The organism is Paraburkholderia sp. IW21, from assembly GCF_041321145.1.
Taxonomy (GTDB): Bacteria; Pseudomonadota; Gammaproteobacteria; order Burkholderiales; family Burkholderiaceae; genus Paraburkholderia.
In genome coordinates, this window is record NZ_JBGGWA010000005.1 from 286,462 (window position 1) to 302,251 (window position 15,790).

Consider the following 15,790-nt stretch of genomic DNA (forward strand, 5'->3'; position numbering starts at 1 on the left):
GCTTCTTCTGCATGCACTGCCTATGCTCCGATTCTCAAACCAGCCTCACGTCGCCTCGTATTACGCGGCGACTGCCAACGACGCCACCTGTCATCCGCCGCTCGAAGAATCGCTCAACGTCGACGTTTGCGTGATCGGCGCCGGGCTCACCGGCATCTCGACTGCGTTGAATCTCGCCGAACGGGGCCATTCGGTCGCGGTGCTCGAAGCATCGAAAGTCGGATGGGCCGCGAGTGGCCGCAACGGTGGCCAGTTGATCGGCGGCTTTGCGTGCGATATCGATACATTCGCGAAGTTCATGCCCGCGGATGACGTGAAGCGTGTTTGGGACATGGGACTCGAAACCCTGGCGATCGTCAAGGAGCGCGTCGCAAAGCATCAGATCGATTGCGATCTGACTATCGGCTATCTGACCGCCGCGAACAAACCGCGCGATATCGACGTACTGCAAAAATGGCGCGACGAAGCGCGACGGCGTTTTGGCTATGACCGCTTCAGTTATGTCGACATCGATGGCGTCGGCGAATACGTTCAATCGCAGCGCTACCTCGGCGGATTGTTCGATGCGGATAGCGGCCATCTGCATCCGTTGAATTACACGCTAGGCCTTGCGCGCGCTGCACGCGCCGCCGGTGTGCGGATTTTCGAAGACAGCTGCGTCACCGCTTTGCGCGCGGAAAGCGGCCGCCATGTAGCGGAAACCGCGCGTGGCAAAGTGCAGGCGCAATTCGTCGTGCTTGCCTGCAATACTTATCTCGGCCAACTGGCGCCGCATGTCGCCTGCAAGATCATGCCGGTCGGCACCTATGTAATCGCCACCGAACCACTCGACCCCGATCGGGCCGAAGCGCTGATGCCCGCAAAAGCGGCCGTGTGCGACAGCCGCTTTGTACTCGATTATTTCCGCCCCGCTCCCGACAACCGTCTGCTGTGGGGCGGCAAAGTCAGCTACTCGAAGCTCGCGCCGCCCAACCTCGGCGAAGCGATGCGCCGGGATATGCTGAAGACCTTCCCGCAACTCGACGATGTCAAAATCGACTATGCGTGGGGCGGTTTCGTCGACATCACAATGAATCGCGCGCCGCATTTCGGCCGACTGTCGCCCACGGTGTATTTCGCGCAAGGCTTCTCCGGTCACGGCGTGAACACCACCGGGCTCGCGGGCAAACTGATCGCCGAGGCGATCGACGGCCAGGCGTCGCGCTTCGATCTGTTCGGCAAGATTCGTCACCGCGACTTCCCCGGCGGCGCTACACTGCGCACCCCTGCCCTCGTGCTTGCGATGGCCTGGTATCGAATGAAGGACCTGCTTTGATGAATGCTCCCATACCCGGCTTCAACACCCTTGACTGCCGCGCCGATGCGCTGATCGCTAACTCCTACTACGAGGCGAGCGCTACTCGTCCGCCTATCGACGATCCGGCGCTCAACGGCAACGTGGAGGCCGACGTCTGCGTGATCGGCGCCGGCTTCTCCGGCTTGTCGGTGGCGCTGGAATGCCGGGCGCGCGGGTTGTCGGTGGTCGTGCTCGATGCGCATCGTCCGGGTTGGGGGGCATCGGGCCGTAATGGCGGCCAGACGCTGGTCGGCTTCGCCAAAGACGAGATCATCGAACGGCAACTCGGGCTCGACGGCGCACGCGCCGCATGGGCGATGTCGGTGGAGGGCGTGGCCTTGGTGCGCGAGCGCATCGAGCGCTATGGCATTGATTGCGATTTCACCGCTGGCTATCTGACGGTGGCGACAAAACCGAAACGCGTACCGGATTTGCGCGCCTGGATGGAATCGGCGTCGCGACGCTGGGGCTATACGGAGCTCTCGTGGCTCGATACTGACGAAGTGCGTTCACGGGTCGCTTCGCAACGCTATCTGGCGGGCGTCTACGATCCGTTTTCGGGCCATCTGCATCCGCTCAAATACTGCCTGGGCCTGGCCGACGCGGCACGTCGCGAAGGTGCGCGACTGTTCACGCATTCGCCCGTACTCGAAGTGGTGCGCGGTGCGCGACCTGTGGTTCGGACCGCCGCCGGCGAAGTGCGCTGCCGGTTCGTCGCGGCGTGCGGCAATGCGACGATCGGCGACGTGTTGCCCGCGCCGGTGGCCGCGCGCATCGCACCGATCGCGTCGTACATCGTCGCCACGGAACCGCTCGGTCAAGCTCGCGCCGACGCACTGATCAAAAGGCGCGAGGCGATTTGCGACAACAACTTTTTCCTCGATTACTTCCGTTTGTCGGCTGATCATCGCGTGCTGTTCGGCGGACGCGCAAGTTCGACCGGCGCTTCGCCCGTGCAACTCGGCGAGGCGATTCGCAAGCGCATGATCGGCGTGTTCCCGCAGCTCGGCGATGTACGAGTCGACTATGCGTGGGGCGGTTTTGTCGACGTGACGCGTAATCGCGCGCCCGATTTCGGCTCGATCGATCCGAACTACTTCTACGTGCAGGGCTTTTCCGGGCACGGCGTCGCGTTGACGGGCATCGCTGGACGCGTGATTGCAAAAGCCATGGCCGGCGAAACGGCGGCATTCGATCTGTTCGCGCAGTTGCGGCATGCGCGCTTTCCGGGTGGCCCCGCATTGCGCGGGCCGGCGCTTGAACTCGGAATGATGTATCACCGGATTCTTGAGTTGTTCTAGTCCGCTATTCCAGTCTGGAGCTGAAAGAACAGAATGGCATGATCAAGGCACCGTGGCCAATTGCTTTACTATTGGTGATTGTCCAGACCATACTGTCGTTCCTGTTCTTATTCCGCTTTTGAGGAGGCACCAATGACTGTTCAACTCACTCCCGAATTCGCGTCCAAATTCGCCAATCTCGCACTCGCCCACCTTACGCGCGAGTATCCGAACAAGCTGACCCACTCGCTTGCCGGTCCGCAAGACGTACAAGGGCCGCGAGCATTGCATCCGATTTTTTACGGTAGCTACGACTGGCATTCATGCGTGCATGGCTACTGGCTGATCCTGCATCTGCTCGACCGCTTTCCCGATCTGCCTGAAGCGGCACGCATCGTGGCGGTAGTCGACGAGCATTTCACCGAGGCAAATGTAGCCGGTGAACTCGCCTATCTCGACCTGCCGCATAACCGCGGTTTCGAACGCCCGTATGGGTGGGCCTGGCTGCTCGCACTGAGTGCTCAACTCCACTCGCTGAAACGCTCGGAAGCCGCACGCTGGTCTAAAACTTTTGCACCGCTTACCGAGGCCTTTGTCGACCGCTTCGAGGAATTTCTTCCGAAAGCGACCTACCCGTTGCGCGTCGGTACGCACTTCAACATGGCATTCGCGCTCGCGCTCACGCTGGATTTCGCGCGGCAAACCTCGCGTGAACCGCTTGAAGCGTTGCTGGTGAATACGGCAGAGCGCTGGTTTTTGAACGACGTCGCATGTCAGGCGTGGGAACCTGCCGGCGACGAGTTTTTGTCGCCCTCGCTGATGGAAGCGGAATTGATGCGGCGCGTGCTGCCGCCCGCGCAATTCGTCGAATGGTTTGGGCGCTTTCTGCCGGACATTGGCGCGAAGAAGCCCGCTACCCTGTTCGAACCCGTCACCGTAACCGATCGCACTGACGGCAAGATTGCCCACCTGGATGGTCTGAATCTGAGCCGCGCGTGGTGCCAACGCTTGCTGGCGCGTGCGCTGCCCGCAGGCGACGTGCGCCGCGCGGTGTTGTTCGATTCGGCCGAGCGTCATCTTCAGAGCGCCTTGCCGCACGTGGCCGGCGACTATATGGGCGAGCATTGGCTGGGCACGTTCGCCACGCTCGCTTTGGAAGCGTAATTCAGCCGGCGGCTCCGCCGGCTCCCTGCTCGGGTGCTCAGCCACCGTGACCACCGCATAACGGTAAAATCGCGCAAGGCGATGACGCCCGTTTAGAGGTGGAAGTTTGACTGAGCTTGAACAGGGTTTCATTTTGACCCGACATTGGCGGGACACTCCCGCCGGCACGGAGGTCGATTTCTGGCTGGCAACAGACGGCGGCCCCCGTCACGTCCGCTTGCGCCCTCAGTCTTCGGTGGCCTTCATTCCGGCCGAGCACCGCGAACGCGCCGAAACGATCCTGCGCCGCGAAGCGCCGCTCGATCTGCACCCGCTCGAACTGTGCGACTTCCAGCATCGTCCTGTGATAGGGCTTTATTGCCGGCAATACCGGCAATTGACGGGGTTCGAGAAACGCCTGAAGCAAGGCGGCGTCGATGTCTACGAGGCCGATATCTTCCCGCCGGAGCGCTACATGATGGAGCGGTTCATCACCGCGCCGGTATGGTTCGGTGGCGATGCGCAGACTGGCGGCCCGCTTCTGAACAGCGAATTGAAACCGGCAACGCACTACCGGCCGCCATTGAAGCTGGTGTCGCTGGATATCGAAACCAGCGCTCACGCCGAGCTCTATTCCATCGCCCTGGAAGGTTGCGGACAGCGTCAGGTCTACATGCTGGGGCCGCCGAACGGCGACCCCAGCGGGCTCGACTTCGCGCTCGAATACTGCGAAACCCGCGCCCAGTTGCTCGAAAAACTGAACACGTGGCTGGAACGGCACGACCCTGACGCGATCATCGGCTGGAACCTCGTGCAGTTCGATTTACGGGTGCTGCAGCAGCACGCCGAACAGTTTCGCGTTCCCTTGCGACTCGGCCGCGGCGGCGCCGTGATGGAATGGCGCGAGCACGGCCACCAACAGAACCACTTCTTCGCGGGTGCTGCGGGACGGTGGATTATCGACGGCATTGAAGCGCTCCGCTCCGCAACGTGGAGTTTCCCGTCGTTCAGTCTCGAACATGTATCGCGCTCGGTGTTGGGCGAAGGCAAGGCGATCGACAATCCGTATCAGCGCATGGACGAAATCCAGCGTCGTTTCGATGAAGACAAGCCCGCGCTCGCGCATTACAACCTGAAGGATTGCGAGCTGGTCACGCGCATCTTCGCGAAGACGGAGTTGCTGTCGTTTTTGCTGGAGCGCGCAACGGTTACTGGCCTGCCTGCCGATCGCAGCGGCGGATCGGTCGCCGCGTTCACCCATTTATACATGCCGCGGATGCATCGGCAAGGCTATGTCGCGCCGAATCTCGGCGACGTAGCCGGCGCCGCGAGCCCCGGCGGTTTCGTGATGGATTCGCGGCCCGGCCTCTATGATTCCGTGCTGGTGCTCGACTACAAGAGCCTGTATCCCTCTATCATCCGCACCTTTCTGATCGACCCGGTGGGCCTCGTGGAAGGCATGCTGAATCCCGGCGATGAGCAGTCGGTGCCAGGCTTTCTCGGTGCGCGTTTCTCGCGCACTCGCCATTGCTTGCCATCGATCGTGGGCCAGGTCTGGCAGGGGCGTGAAACGGCCAAACGCGAGCACAACAAGCCGCTTTCGCAGGCATTGAAAATCATCATGAACGCCTTTTATGGCGTGCTGGGATCCACCGGCTGCCGCTTCTTCGACCCGCGCCTGGCGTCGTCGATCACCATGCGCGGCCATGAAATCATGCACGCCACGCGCGAGCTGATTCAAGCCGAAGGCTTTGAAGTCATTTACGGCGACACGGATTCCACCTTCGTGTGGCTGAAACACGCGCATGGCGAGGAGGACGCGAGCCGCATCGGCCGGGCGCTTGTCGAGCACATCAACGCGTGGTGGCGGCACAATCTGCAGGAACGCTTCGGGCTCGACAGTGCGCTCGAGCTGCAATTCGAGCGGCACTACCGGCGCTTCTTCATGCCGACAATTCGCGGTACGGAGGAAGGCAGCAAGAAACGCTATGCCGGACTGACTGTTTTGCCGGACGGCAGCGAGGAAATCGTCTACAAAGGGCTAGAAACGGTGCGAACCGATTGGACGCCGCTCGCGCAGCAGTTTCAGCAGGAGTTGTATCGACGCATTTTCAAGCAACAGCCGTATCAGGATTATGTCCGCGACTACGTGCGCGATACGCTGGACGGCAAGCTGGACGATCAACTTGTGTACCGCAAACGCCTGCGCCGGCCGCTCGGCGATTACGAGCGCAACGTCCCGCCCCATGTGCGCGCGGCACGCGTGGCCGACGAATTCAACCGGCAACAGGGGCGGCCGTTGCAATATCAGAACGGCGGCTGGATCAGCTATGTGATGACGGTCGCCGGACCGGAACCGCTGGAAACGCTGCGCTCGGCGATCGACTACGAACACTATCTGACACGGCAGTTGCAACCCGTCGCCGATGCGATCCTGCCACTGCTGAGAGATGACTTTACGACGCTGATGAGCGGTCAGAAACAGCTGTTCTGAGCGACCCAAAAACGTGAGCCACTCATAGCGCGAGATATTTTCCGGCTCAATAGCCGTGGCGCGCACGCCATCGCGCTTAGAGCGCGACTGCGCAGCCGGCGTAGAATCCAGACGGGACTTTTCACCGGCCAACGCGGCGGTTACCCCGAAACCCTATCAGTCACGCATGATCCCCGTCGCCCGTGGTTTGAAAGCGCGAGGCGCTCATGCTGCCCCGCACCAATTCAACTGGCGTTCCAGGAGACATGACCATGGCAAAGCTCATCGCACTTTACAAAGTTCCGTCAAACCCAGAAGCATTCGACGCCCACTACTTCTCGAATCACGTGCCGCTCGCCAAACAGGTACCCGGCCTTCGGCGCTATGAAGTCAATACTGGACCGGTCGCAACGCCGCAGGGCGATTCGCCCTACCATCTTGCGGCTATCCTGAGCTTCGATTCCATGGATGCCTTGCAACAGGGGCTCAATTCTCCCGAAGGCCAGGCTGCAGCGGGCGATCTGGCCAAATTTGCCCAGGCCGGCGTCGAGCTCCTCGTATTCGACACCAAAGAAGTCTGAAGCTGCCGTTGTTCCGATCCAGCATGCGCGCGATCAGGCAATGCCTCGGCGGGTAGCCTGATCGCATCCGCGCCCGTCTCAAAGCGACCCGTTGCTTGACCGCTTTGATCGAATCGATCCTATAGCGTCGGCTAACGCCGCCTCACTTCGAAATCTTCTCCAGTTCGAGCCCCTTCGTCCGCGGCCCCAACAACCCGATCGCCAGCATCACGATCAGCATCGCTGCGGCGATAAAGATGAACACGCCCGAAGTGCCGAAGCGCTTCAACACCGACGCGATCAGGAACGCCGTGAAAATCGCCGAGAAACGGCTCCAGGAATAGACGAAGCCCACCGCTCGCGCACGGATGCTGGTCGGAAAGAGCTCAGTCTGATACGCATGGTAGCTGTACGAAATGATATTTCCCGCGAGCGTCAGACACACGCCGAGGCTGACCAGCAACACCGCTCCCGACGCCTGACTGAACCACAGGCCGCAGACGATATTCACGGCCGCCATCACCACGATCACCGTCTTGCGCTCGAAGCGGTCGGCGATAAAGAGGCCGATCACCGGACCGATTGGCGCGGCTAACGCGATCACGCTCGAGTACATCAGGCTCGTGGTGACCGTAATGCCCTGCTTGATCAACAGTGTGGGCACCCAGTTCGCAAAGCCGTAGAACCCGACAGTCTGGAAGATGTTGAAGATCGTCATCATCAGCGTGCGGCTGCGGTAGGGCGGCACCCACATATCGCGGAAGCTGCCGCGTGGCGCGACCGGCACCGGCGGCGCGGGCTGCGGCAATTCGCGGCCGTATTCGCTGCGCACTTTCGCTTCGAGTTCGCTCATCACGCGATCGGCTTCGGCAAGGCGGCCTTGTTGCGCGAGCCAACGCGGGCTTTCCGGCAACGCGCGCCGGATCCACCAGACAAACAATGCACCGTGTGCGCCGATCAGCACCACCCAGCGCCAGCCGTCGATACCGAACGGCGTGCGCGGCACCAGCAGATAGGACAGAAACGCGACCACCGGGACCGCCGTAAAACCGACCGCCTGCTCGCACGCGAAAGCGCGGCCGCGAATCTGCTTGGGCACCAGCTCCGAGATATACGTGCCGATTGTCACCAATTCGACGCCAATGCCGATGCCCGCCACGAAGCGCCAGACGTTCAGGCCCATAGCGGTGTCCTGAAACGCCATCACGACGTTGGCCGCCGTGTACCAGAGCAACGAATAGGTGAAGACGGCGCGGCGTCCGAAGCGATCCGCCAGAAAGCCGCATGCGATCGTGCCGATGAAAAGCCCGCTGAACAGCGCGGCGATAAAACTCGCGACGCCCGTCGAGCCGAACAGGCCGTGCGTCGTCGCGGTCAGCAGGCCGCTCTTGACGAGACCCGGCGCGACATAACCCGAGTACAGCAAGTCATACAGCTCGAAGAAGAAGCCGAGGCTCAACAGCACCACCAGCTTCCAGATGCTGCGTGTGGCGGGCAGCCGGTCGAGGCGCGCGGAGATATTGCCGGCGTCGAGCGTCATAGCGGCCGAGCCGGCGATGGTTGCGGAAGACGCCGCGCCGTCGGCACTGCGCGCGACGGACCCGGCGTGATGAGGGGTTGCCATGTTGTGTGTCTCCTGGTGAGCCTGACGAAGCGCGATGAAGCTCGCCGCGGCCGGTCTTATGCCGGCCTCTCGTACCTTTACGCGTCATGCGCATCACGATGCCGGGCCCCAAGGTCCGGCCGGCATTCTAGCCGCGTGCGCGCTTCAATTGTTCGAAGGTGGTGATTTTCCCGGCCAGCGCGCTCGCGGCAACGGTGTACGGACTCGCTAGCCACACATTGCCCGGTCCCGAGCGGCCGGGGAAGTTGCGGTTGATCGCGCTGATCGTCACCTCGTTCGCCTCGGCCGATTGTCCCGGTCCGCAATTCGCACACGAACCGCAGCCCGGCATGACGAGCGTCACGCCGGCGCGCTCGAAGACCGGCAAATAACCTTGGCTCTCGCAATACGCACGTACCGCCATGGTGCCGAATTGCAGGAACAGACGCGTGCCCTCCGGCACACGCATGCTCTGCTCCACGCCCCAGCGCAACACCTCGTGATAGAAGTCGAAGTCTTCCCGCTTGCCCGCCGTGCATGAGCCGCCGTATGCGATATCGATGGCGACGTCCTGCTCCAGGTGCTGGGCCGGCACGCCATTGCCCGGATCGCCGGGGCGCGCGAGCATCGGCTCGATTGCGGTGGCGTCGATGCGGATTGTGTCGCGGTACGTGGCGCCCGGATCACTCTTCAGCCAGTTTTCAAGGGTGAAGTCGATGCCGCGCCGCTCCTTCAAAAACGCCACCGTGCGTTCGTCTGGTTCCACGATACCGGTGAAACCGCCCAGTTCCGCGACCATATTGGTGAGCGTCGCGCGCTCATCGATCGACATCGCGCGTACCGTTGCGCCGCCGTATTCGAACACCAGCCCGATCGCGCCGCCCGAGCGGATCGCTTCCATCTGCAACAGATGCAGCACGACGTCCTTCGCAGTCACCCCGTCGCGCAAGCTGCCGTCGATTTCAATGCGCAAGGTCTCCGGCACTTTGCAGCGCACGTAACCCGTTACCCAGCTATTGGCGATTTCCGTTGCGCCCGCACCGAATGCCAGGCAGCCGAGCGAGCCCGAATGCGGCGTATGCGAATCGGTGCCGCACGCCACCTGTCCCGGCAATGCATATTGTTCGGCCATCAGCGCATGACAGATCCCTTCGGACCCCGGCGAGTTGTCGAGCGCGCCATGCGAGCGCACCGGATAGTCGCGCGAGAAGGATGTATGTCCTTCCATCAGATTGGCGACACCTGGCAGTAAACCGCCGCGCACATGCGGAATGCTCTGCGAAGCGAGCACCAGATGATCCTGGAACGCGATGATGTGATCCGGCGCATGCAGCGGGGCGGGCTTGCCGAACGCGCGATGCATCAGATGCGCGCACATGCCGGTGAAGTAGTCGTGGCTGAAGCGCCAGTCGGCGGCGATGAACACGCCGTCGCCGCGCTGCGCGCTTTCAATGCCGGGACGAAGATGGCGTTCGATGATCTTCTCGACGAGCGTCTTCGGCTCGGTGGCGTTTGCACCGTTTGCGCCGTTTGCCCCGTTTGCCGCGTTTGCGATATCCCTCACGCCCGGTGCAGGCCAATCCGCAAACTTGCTGTAAGCGAGCAGTCCGCCGCTGCGAATGATCTGCTGCGTGAGCGCATCGCGGCCTTTGAGAAACTCCTCGATCGGCACCGCTTCTCCCGCGATCAGGCGATCGAGCACGGAGAAATCGGTGGTAGTGAGAATGCCGATGTTGTCGCAGTTCTGCTGATAGATGCGCTCGAAACTTTCCGCGACGATCAAGCGAATGCCCGCCGACAACTCCGCCAACGGACTCGATTCGCGCGAAGAACCCTTACCGTAGCGCTTACCCGCCACCGTCACCTGGAAGCCGCCGTCCTTGACGGCATGACGGCCGATCGGCATGCGTTCGCCCGCTTTGAAGCCGACATACGGAAACTGGCCGAGACGTTCGTCGTAAGTGAGCATCACCGTGACGGGCGTGATCTCGTCGGTCGAGACGTTATCGCGTAGCGGGCCCGCCGTGGCGCGCGTGACATTGTGGCCGGCGAGTTGTGCCTCGATCACCGCGGGGTCCTGGGACAGGTACAGCACGCGGCCGTCCAGACGAATCGTGTCGCTCATGGGCGTTCTCCTTGCGCTCACTATACGGCGCGCATGGACAATGCCGAAGTGCCGGTCCGGCAACACAGACGTCTCGTTTGGCGAACGCTGCGCGACGTAGTCTCGTACGCGCTAGGGCTGATTGCCGAGAAAGCCCACCAGCGCCGTTGCGCTCGCGCTTAACTGATCACGCGCCTTGAAGATCATGATGAGGTGCCGCACGGCCCAGGCGTCGCTCAAGGAGAGCAGGCGCACGTCGAGCGCGTTCACATAGAGCAGTCCCACCTGCTCGGGCACGACCGCAATACCGAGGCCGGCATGAACCATCCGGCACAGCGCATCGAGGCTGCTGACGCGGATTTTCACGTCGAGTTGCCGCCCCGCGCTCGCTGCCGCCTGCTGCGCGAGAAGCTGAGTCAGCGCGCTCTCACGGCGCAGACCGACAAAGCTATCGTCGAGCAGTTCGTCGAACGCCACGTGCGATACGTTGGCGAGGCGATGACCGCCTGGCACCAGCACCCCCAGGCGGTCTTCCCGATACGGCACCTGCTCGAAGGCTTCGCTGCCCGCCACCGGGTTGCAGATGCCGAAGTCCGCGCCGTGTTCGTCGACGATACGCAGCACTTCCGCGCTGTTCTCCTCTTCCAGTTCGATCGACACTTCCGGAAACATGCGCCCGAACGCCGCGACGTCTTCCGGCAGAAACTGCACGATCGACGAGAGATTCGCCACCACCCGCACCCGCCCCTTCGCGCCCGACGAAAAGCGCGACAACTCGGCGCTCATCTGCTCAATGCTGCCGATGATCGCCAGCGCATAGCGCAGCACGGTCTCGCCGACCGGCGTCACCGTAATGCCGCGCGACTGACGCTGAATCACCGGCAAGCCGATCATCGCTTCGATCTCGGCGATGCGCCGACTCACCGCGGAAGACGCGATGAACTCGCGCTCCGCCGCGCGCGCGATGTTGTGTTCCTGGCAGACGGCGACGAACAGCCGCAGTGAGGTGAGGTCGAGTTTTTTGAGGAGGTTTTCCATGGGGTCACTCGCGGTGAATCCCCAATTGTGACGTGCCTTGCACAATTCGTCGCCTTTTCACCCGAATCCGGACGGTCCCGCCACAATAACCTTGAGTGGCATGGCGCAACTCGTGCGGCTCATTCGGTACGATGCGGCACGTCGTTCGGGAAAGGATACGGGGCGTGAGGTCCTGGCCACTCCACCGCCGGTGGACCGCTCAGCGCATCGCATCCGGCAAGACCTGCCAAAAGACTGCACGCGAGCAGACCGGCGCAAATGCATCGGACTGCTGCTCGACCGTTCATCGCACACCTCCTTGCATCTGGCACACACGCTCCTTCTTGGACAGTGTTTTGATCTCGGTTGCCAGATCACCGGCAGCAATGCGCTCGAAATGACGAATCGCGGCATCGATAGGCGGTCGGCGGAAAAGTCCGCCGCCGCCCGATGAATGGATCAGCGAGAATCTGATTCCCGGATCAGAAGCGGGTGCGCACGCCTGTGGTCAATTCGAGCTGGTTGGTCGAGCCGAACGTGGTTCCGACGGTGTAGCCGCCATGCAGTCTCATGTAGTCGCCGGCCAGATACACTTCAGTGCGCTTGGACAGGTGATAGAAGACCGACCCGTACAGTGTTTCCTTGAAGCCATTGTGGAGGCCGGACGTCGGATCGAACGCACCGATGTTCGCGTTCGGAATATCGCCATTGCTGTCGTACGCGGCGTTCTTCACGCGCATCTGTTGATAACCGAGTTCGTAGTCGAGCGGCCCCTTCGGCGACAGCTTGAACGATACCGTCCAGGCGTTGTCCTGACGCTGGCCGAGCGCACCCTGATTGCCCAGGTAACGGAAGTAACCCGCATTGGCACGCAGAATACCGAACGTGTAGTTACCGCCTACCGAGAACGTCTGGTTGGTGAAGCCAACACGATTCACGTGGTTGTAGAAGCCCGACACGTCGAACGCGCCGCCGTTGTACCCGAGGGCTGCCTGGTAGTTGGAGTTAGAACCGAAACTCGTCGAGTTGCCGAATGCGTAGCCGGCGCTGGCGAAAATGCCGTTGCTGAACAGCTTCTTCCACGCCACGCCATTGCTATAACGTGTGCCGGTCGCGCTGGCCGCGTAGAAAATCATCTGCTTGAAGTTGTTCGAATTGGTCCAGCCGCCCTCTTCCGTCGTCAAGCGCGCGGAGCCGTACGCGTCGCCATAGATCGTCGATGCGTCACGCGCGATCGTGTTCTGGAACCCCGCCGTGAGCTTGCCGAATGTGTCGTTTTCGATACCGACCCATGCGTCACGGTCGAAGATCTGACCCGGATCTTCCATCTGGCCGTTGGCGACAACAAATTCACTCTCCAACCGGAAAATGATCTTCGTTCCGCCACCGATGTCTTCCGCACCCTTCAGGCCCCAGCGGCTGCCGCTGAACCACGGTTCGCCATCGTTGCCCATGCCGATGACATGATTGCCGTTGGCATCCGCGTGCGTCCGATAGGTCGGAACGCTGAGATCCATCAGGCCATACAGCTGAACGCTCGATTGGGCATGCGCGCCGGTCGCTGCAAAAGCGCCTGCCGTAACGGCCAAAGCCAGATACTTTTTCTTCAAGATCGTCTCCTCAGATTACTACGTTAAAGTTTTCGCTTTTGTTGCCTGCTGTGGCCAGCATCCAGCTATCAGAACGACCGTAACGGTCAACCGATGTGCGCAATCCTAATTACCTGAATCTTTCACGCATCTTTCCCGTACCATTTGTACGACTAAGTGGTTTCACTTATATACGTTACGTTGGAAGGTCCGGAGAAAGCGCCGGGTTATTTCGAACCGACGAACTCGTTGGTGTAGGTTTTGGCCAACTCGATATGCTTGCCTTTGACCGACGGATTAAACGCCGACAGTACCTTCAACACCGTCTCCGGACCGTCGGCAGGCATCTTGCCGTCTTTCGTAAACATCGGCAGCGACCCTTTCAGCGCGCTCAGGTAAAGCGGCTTGTCTTTCTGATAGTCGTCAGGCATCTTCGCTGCAATCTCTTCCGCGCTATGCGTGTGAATGAATTGCATCGTGCGAACGAACGCGTGCGCAAGCTTTGCTGCTTCAGCCTTGTGGGAATCGGCCCATGCCGCCTGGACGTAGAGGCTCGACGCGGGGTAGGTGCCGCCCAACGCCGCCTTCGTGCCTTCGACCGAGCGCATGTCGACGAGCACCTTCGCGTCACCGGACTTCTGCAATGCCGAGACGGTCGGCTCGGTCGTCATGCCGGCGTCGATGCGGCCTTGTTTGATCGCCGCAATGAAGCTGGCGTCGGCGCCCACCGGCAGCATCGTGTATTCCGTCGACTGGATGCCATGCTGTCCGGCGAGGTATTGCGTCAGGAAGCTGGTTGAAGAACCGAGGCCCGTCACGCCGAGTGTCTTACCCTTGACGTCCGCCATCGATTTGACCGTTTCGGCCGCTTTGGTCGACACCATTTCGACCTCGCCCGGCACTTGTCCGAACACGACGATCGCCTTGACGTCCTTGCCTTTGGTTTGCAGATCTATCGTATGGTCGTAGAAACCGACGACAGCCTGAACAGCGCCGGCCAGCAGTTCGTTTTCAGCGTCAACGCCGGCCGGCTGCGACAGCAGTTCGACGTCGAGCCCTTCATCCTTGAAATAACCAAGCTGTTCGGTCAGGCGCGCCGGCAAATAGATCAGTTTCGTGATGCCGCCCACCATGATCGTGATCTTGCCGCCGTCGGCGGCTGTCGCGTGCTGCGACGCAAGGCCGAACAGCAGACTGGAAGCAATGGCGATATGGCGCAGCGTGCGAAAGCTAGGGGTCATCGATAGTCTCCGTTATTGTCGGGCGGCGGAACGCCGCCTGTCTGCATCGATGGGGCGATTCTAGGGGAACGAATCCTTCCCTCGGCTTACACGGAGATCCTTGTTCCATACGGGATTTCCATGAGAAGCAAGCACGCCGTCAATGCAATAACTGACTATCAATGTCCAATGCCCGTATTCAGATGGTCCGCGAAAAGCGGCTTGAAAACGGGCAGATCGCTGCGAATTGTCGCCTTGGGGACCGAACGCGACGACACTACCCCTTCACACAATCAGAACAGATGATGTATCCCGCTCAGGAACACAGTCTGCCTTCCACCCGACGCCGCCCCGATCCCGAGCGTGTTCGCCACCGCCCCGCCACCGGCGGTCTCGAACATCAGGTCCGCGTAAAGTTGCGTCGTCTTCGACAGCGAATACACGTTCGCCACCGTGAACTGGCTCCAGCGGCGCCCGGCCAGCGTCGCGGTCCATGCGCCGGCTGAGACCTCCTCGGCCGGCGTCAAACGCACGTTGGCGCCGCCGTCGATAGTGCGAAAGTGTTCGCTGCCGCCGTCCGACTGAATCCGCACATCCGTTGCAAGCGCATGCAGCGTCACGCGATCAAAGCGATACGATCCGCCGATCCCCATATCGCGCACCTGTTTCGCGTTGAAAGTCGCACCGGGCGCAAGCGTCTGTCCTTCGAACGAAGTCAGGCCGAGTCCGTTGGAAAGCGGGAGCAAGCGGTTGCGGTACTCGGAATACACCGCCACCAGCTTGAGCGGCCCATTCATATAGTTGCCGCCGAAGCTAATTGTCCGACCATTGGTATTGCTGGCCGTCGCGCCGGGAAATCCATAAAGTGCGCCGAAGGTCAGCCCACCGTAGCTCGCGCTTTTCCACTTCACCGTGCTCGACAACTGCACCGGCAAAGTACTCCCGAGGCCATCGAGATTGCCTGGGTGAAACGCGGAGAAGTCGCCGAGCAGTTGAGCGGTCGAGACCGAGCCGAGCCAATCGAAATTCCAGTCGGTCTGACGGCCGAGCGTCACGGTGCCGAACCGGGGATCGGAGATGCCCACGTATGCCTGGCGATTAAAGAAGGTACTGCTGCTGGCGGACGCCCCGGTCGTCGTGACAAAGCCGCTTTCCAGCCTGAACACGACCGACCTGCCTGCGCCGATCTCCTCGACGCCCTGGAAGCCAAAGCGGTCGGCCTGCAGCGTGCCCTGCTCGGCGATAAACGCCTGAGACCCGTGCAGGTTGCTGACATAGCCGAGGCCCGCGTCGAGACTTCCATAAAGCGTGACACTGCTCTGGGCGTGAGCCGCGGTAGAAACGACGAGCGCAGCCACGCACGCGAGCACCGTCGCGCGGAAAGCGAAATTAGTTTTCATGGCGTGTTGGTTGAAGCGTATGAGGGAAGACTGCGATGGCGAGGGCGCAGAGTTAACGCCCGAAA

General features: G+C 61.4%; 12 protein-coding genes. 6 read left to right on the top strand and 6 right to left on the bottom strand.

Annotated features, from left to right (window positions below; all coding sequences use genetic code 11):
* Positions 1–22: 22 nt before the first annotated feature.
* The 5 genes from ACAX43_RS14520 (at position 23) to ACAX43_RS14540 (ending at position 6,813) form a co-directional block, all read left to right on the top strand.
* Positions 23–1,315: an NAD(P)/FAD-dependent oxidoreductase gene (locus ACAX43_RS14520; protein ID WP_370709089.1), complete on the top strand. Its 1,293-nt coding sequence runs from the start codon at positions 23–25 to the stop codon at positions 1,313–1,315.
* The gene (locus ACAX43_RS14525) at positions 1,315–2,637 is read left to right on the top strand and encodes an NAD(P)/FAD-dependent oxidoreductase (RefSeq protein ID WP_370709090.1); all 1,323 of its coding nucleotides are present in this window, start codon (positions 1,315–1,317) and stop codon (positions 2,635–2,637) included. Before ACAX43_RS14520 ends, ACAX43_RS14525 begins: the two co-directional genes overlap by 1 nt.
* Positions 2,638–2,769: 132 nt before the next feature.
* Positions 2,770–3,780, top strand: a complete 1,011-nt coding sequence (locus tag ACAX43_RS14530; protein ID WP_370709091.1) for a DUF2891 domain-containing protein — start codon at positions 2,770–2,772, stop codon at positions 3,778–3,780.
* A 106-nt stretch (positions 3,781–3,886) separates the two neighbouring features.
* Entirely contained in the window at positions 3,887–6,253 is a 2,367-nt protein-coding gene (locus ACAX43_RS14535) for a DNA polymerase II (protein WP_370709092.1), read from the top strand.
* Positions 6,254–6,504: 251 nt separating this feature from the next.
* Positions 6,505–6,813 carry an EthD family reductase gene (locus ACAX43_RS14540; protein WP_370709093.1) on the top strand — a complete coding sequence of 103 codons (309 nt, stop codon included), beginning with the start codon at positions 6,505–6,507 and terminating at the stop codon, positions 6,811–6,813.
* Positions 6,814–6,955: 142 nt separating this feature from the next.
* Here ACAX43_RS14540 and ACAX43_RS14545 read toward each other — a convergent pair whose 3' ends face one another.
* The 3 genes from ACAX43_RS14545 to ACAX43_RS14555 form a co-directional block, all read right to left on the bottom strand.
* A complete protein-coding gene (locus ACAX43_RS14545) occupies positions 6,956–8,416 on the bottom strand; it encodes an MFS transporter (RefSeq protein WP_370709094.1) in 1,461 nt (486 codons plus the stop codon).
* 127 nt (positions 8,417–8,543) lie between these two features.
* A complete protein-coding gene (locus ACAX43_RS14550; protein ID WP_370709095.1) occupies positions 8,544–10,520 on the bottom strand; it encodes an aconitase family protein in 1,977 nt (658 codons plus the stop codon).
* Between the two features lie 111 nt (positions 10,521–10,631).
* Positions 10,632–11,537 (bottom strand): LysR family transcriptional regulator, encoded by a 906-nt coding sequence (locus ACAX43_RS14555; protein ID WP_370709096.1) that lies wholly within the window; start codon positions 11,535–11,537, stop codon positions 10,632–10,634.
* 100 nt (positions 11,538–11,637) lie between these two features.
* On the opposite strand from ACAX43_RS14555, the gene ACAX43_RS14560 reads away from it, so the two are divergent.
* Positions 11,638–11,970 (top strand): hypothetical protein, encoded by a 333-nt coding sequence (locus tag ACAX43_RS14560; protein WP_370709097.1) that lies wholly within the window; start codon positions 11,638–11,640, stop codon positions 11,968–11,970.
* Between the two features lie 28 nt (positions 11,971–11,998).
* On the opposite strand, the gene ACAX43_RS14565 is transcribed toward ACAX43_RS14560, so the two are convergent.
* The 3 genes from ACAX43_RS14565 to ACAX43_RS14575 all read right to left on the bottom strand — a co-directional run bounded on the left by ACAX43_RS14565 (position 11,999) and on the right by ACAX43_RS14575 (position 15,725).
* Positions 11,999–13,129, bottom strand: coding sequence for a porin (locus ACAX43_RS14565; RefSeq protein WP_370709333.1), 1,131 nt, complete (start codon positions 13,127–13,129; stop codon positions 11,999–12,001).
* 203 nt (positions 13,130–13,332) lie between these two features.
* Positions 13,333–14,346: an ABC transporter substrate-binding protein gene (locus ACAX43_RS14570; RefSeq protein WP_370709098.1), complete on the bottom strand. Its 1,014-nt coding sequence runs from the start codon at positions 14,344–14,346 to the stop codon at positions 13,333–13,335.
* A gap of 272 nt (positions 14,347–14,618) precedes the next feature.
* Positions 14,619–15,725, bottom strand: coding sequence for a porin (locus ACAX43_RS14575; RefSeq protein WP_370709099.1), 1,107 nt, complete (start codon positions 15,723–15,725; stop codon positions 14,619–14,621).
* Positions 15,726–15,790: the final 65 nt, after the last annotated feature.

Excerpts from the sequence above, each read along its gene's own strand:
- ACAX43_RS14545 (WP_370709094.1), bottom strand. The coding sequence starts at position 8,416 with ATGGCAACCCCTCATCACGCCGGGTCCGTCGCGCGCAGTGCCGACGGC.
- ACAX43_RS14550 (WP_370709095.1), bottom strand. The coding sequence starts at position 10,520 with ATGAGCGACACGATTCGTCTGGACGGCCGCGTGCTGTACCTGTCCCAG.
- ACAX43_RS14570 (WP_370709098.1), bottom strand. The coding sequence starts at position 14,346 with ATGACCCCTAGCTTTCGCACGCTGCGCCATATCGCCATTGCTTCCAGT.
- ACAX43_RS14520 (WP_370709089.1), top strand. The coding sequence starts at position 23 with ATGCTCCGATTCTCAAACCAGCCTCACGTCGCCTCGTATTACGCGGCG.
- ACAX43_RS14540 (WP_370709093.1), top strand. The coding sequence starts at position 6,505 with ATGGCAAAGCTCATCGCACTTTACAAAGTTCCGTCAAACCCAGAAGCA.
- ACAX43_RS14530 (WP_370709091.1), top strand. The coding sequence starts at position 2,770 with ATGACTGTTCAACTCACTCCCGAATTCGCGTCCAAATTCGCCAATCTC.
- ACAX43_RS14555 (WP_370709096.1), bottom strand. The coding sequence starts at position 11,537 with ATGGAAAACCTCCTCAAAAAACTCGACCTCACCTCACTGCGGCTGTTC.
- ACAX43_RS14560 (WP_370709097.1), top strand. The coding sequence starts at position 11,638 with ATGGCGCAACTCGTGCGGCTCATTCGGTACGATGCGGCACGTCGTTCG.
- ACAX43_RS14525 (WP_370709090.1), top strand. The coding sequence starts at position 1,315 with ATGAATGCTCCCATACCCGGCTTCAACACCCTTGACTGCCGCGCCGAT.
- ACAX43_RS14575 (WP_370709099.1), bottom strand. The coding sequence starts at position 15,725 with ATGAAAACTAATTTCGCTTTCCGCGCGACGGTGCTCGCGTGCGTGGCT.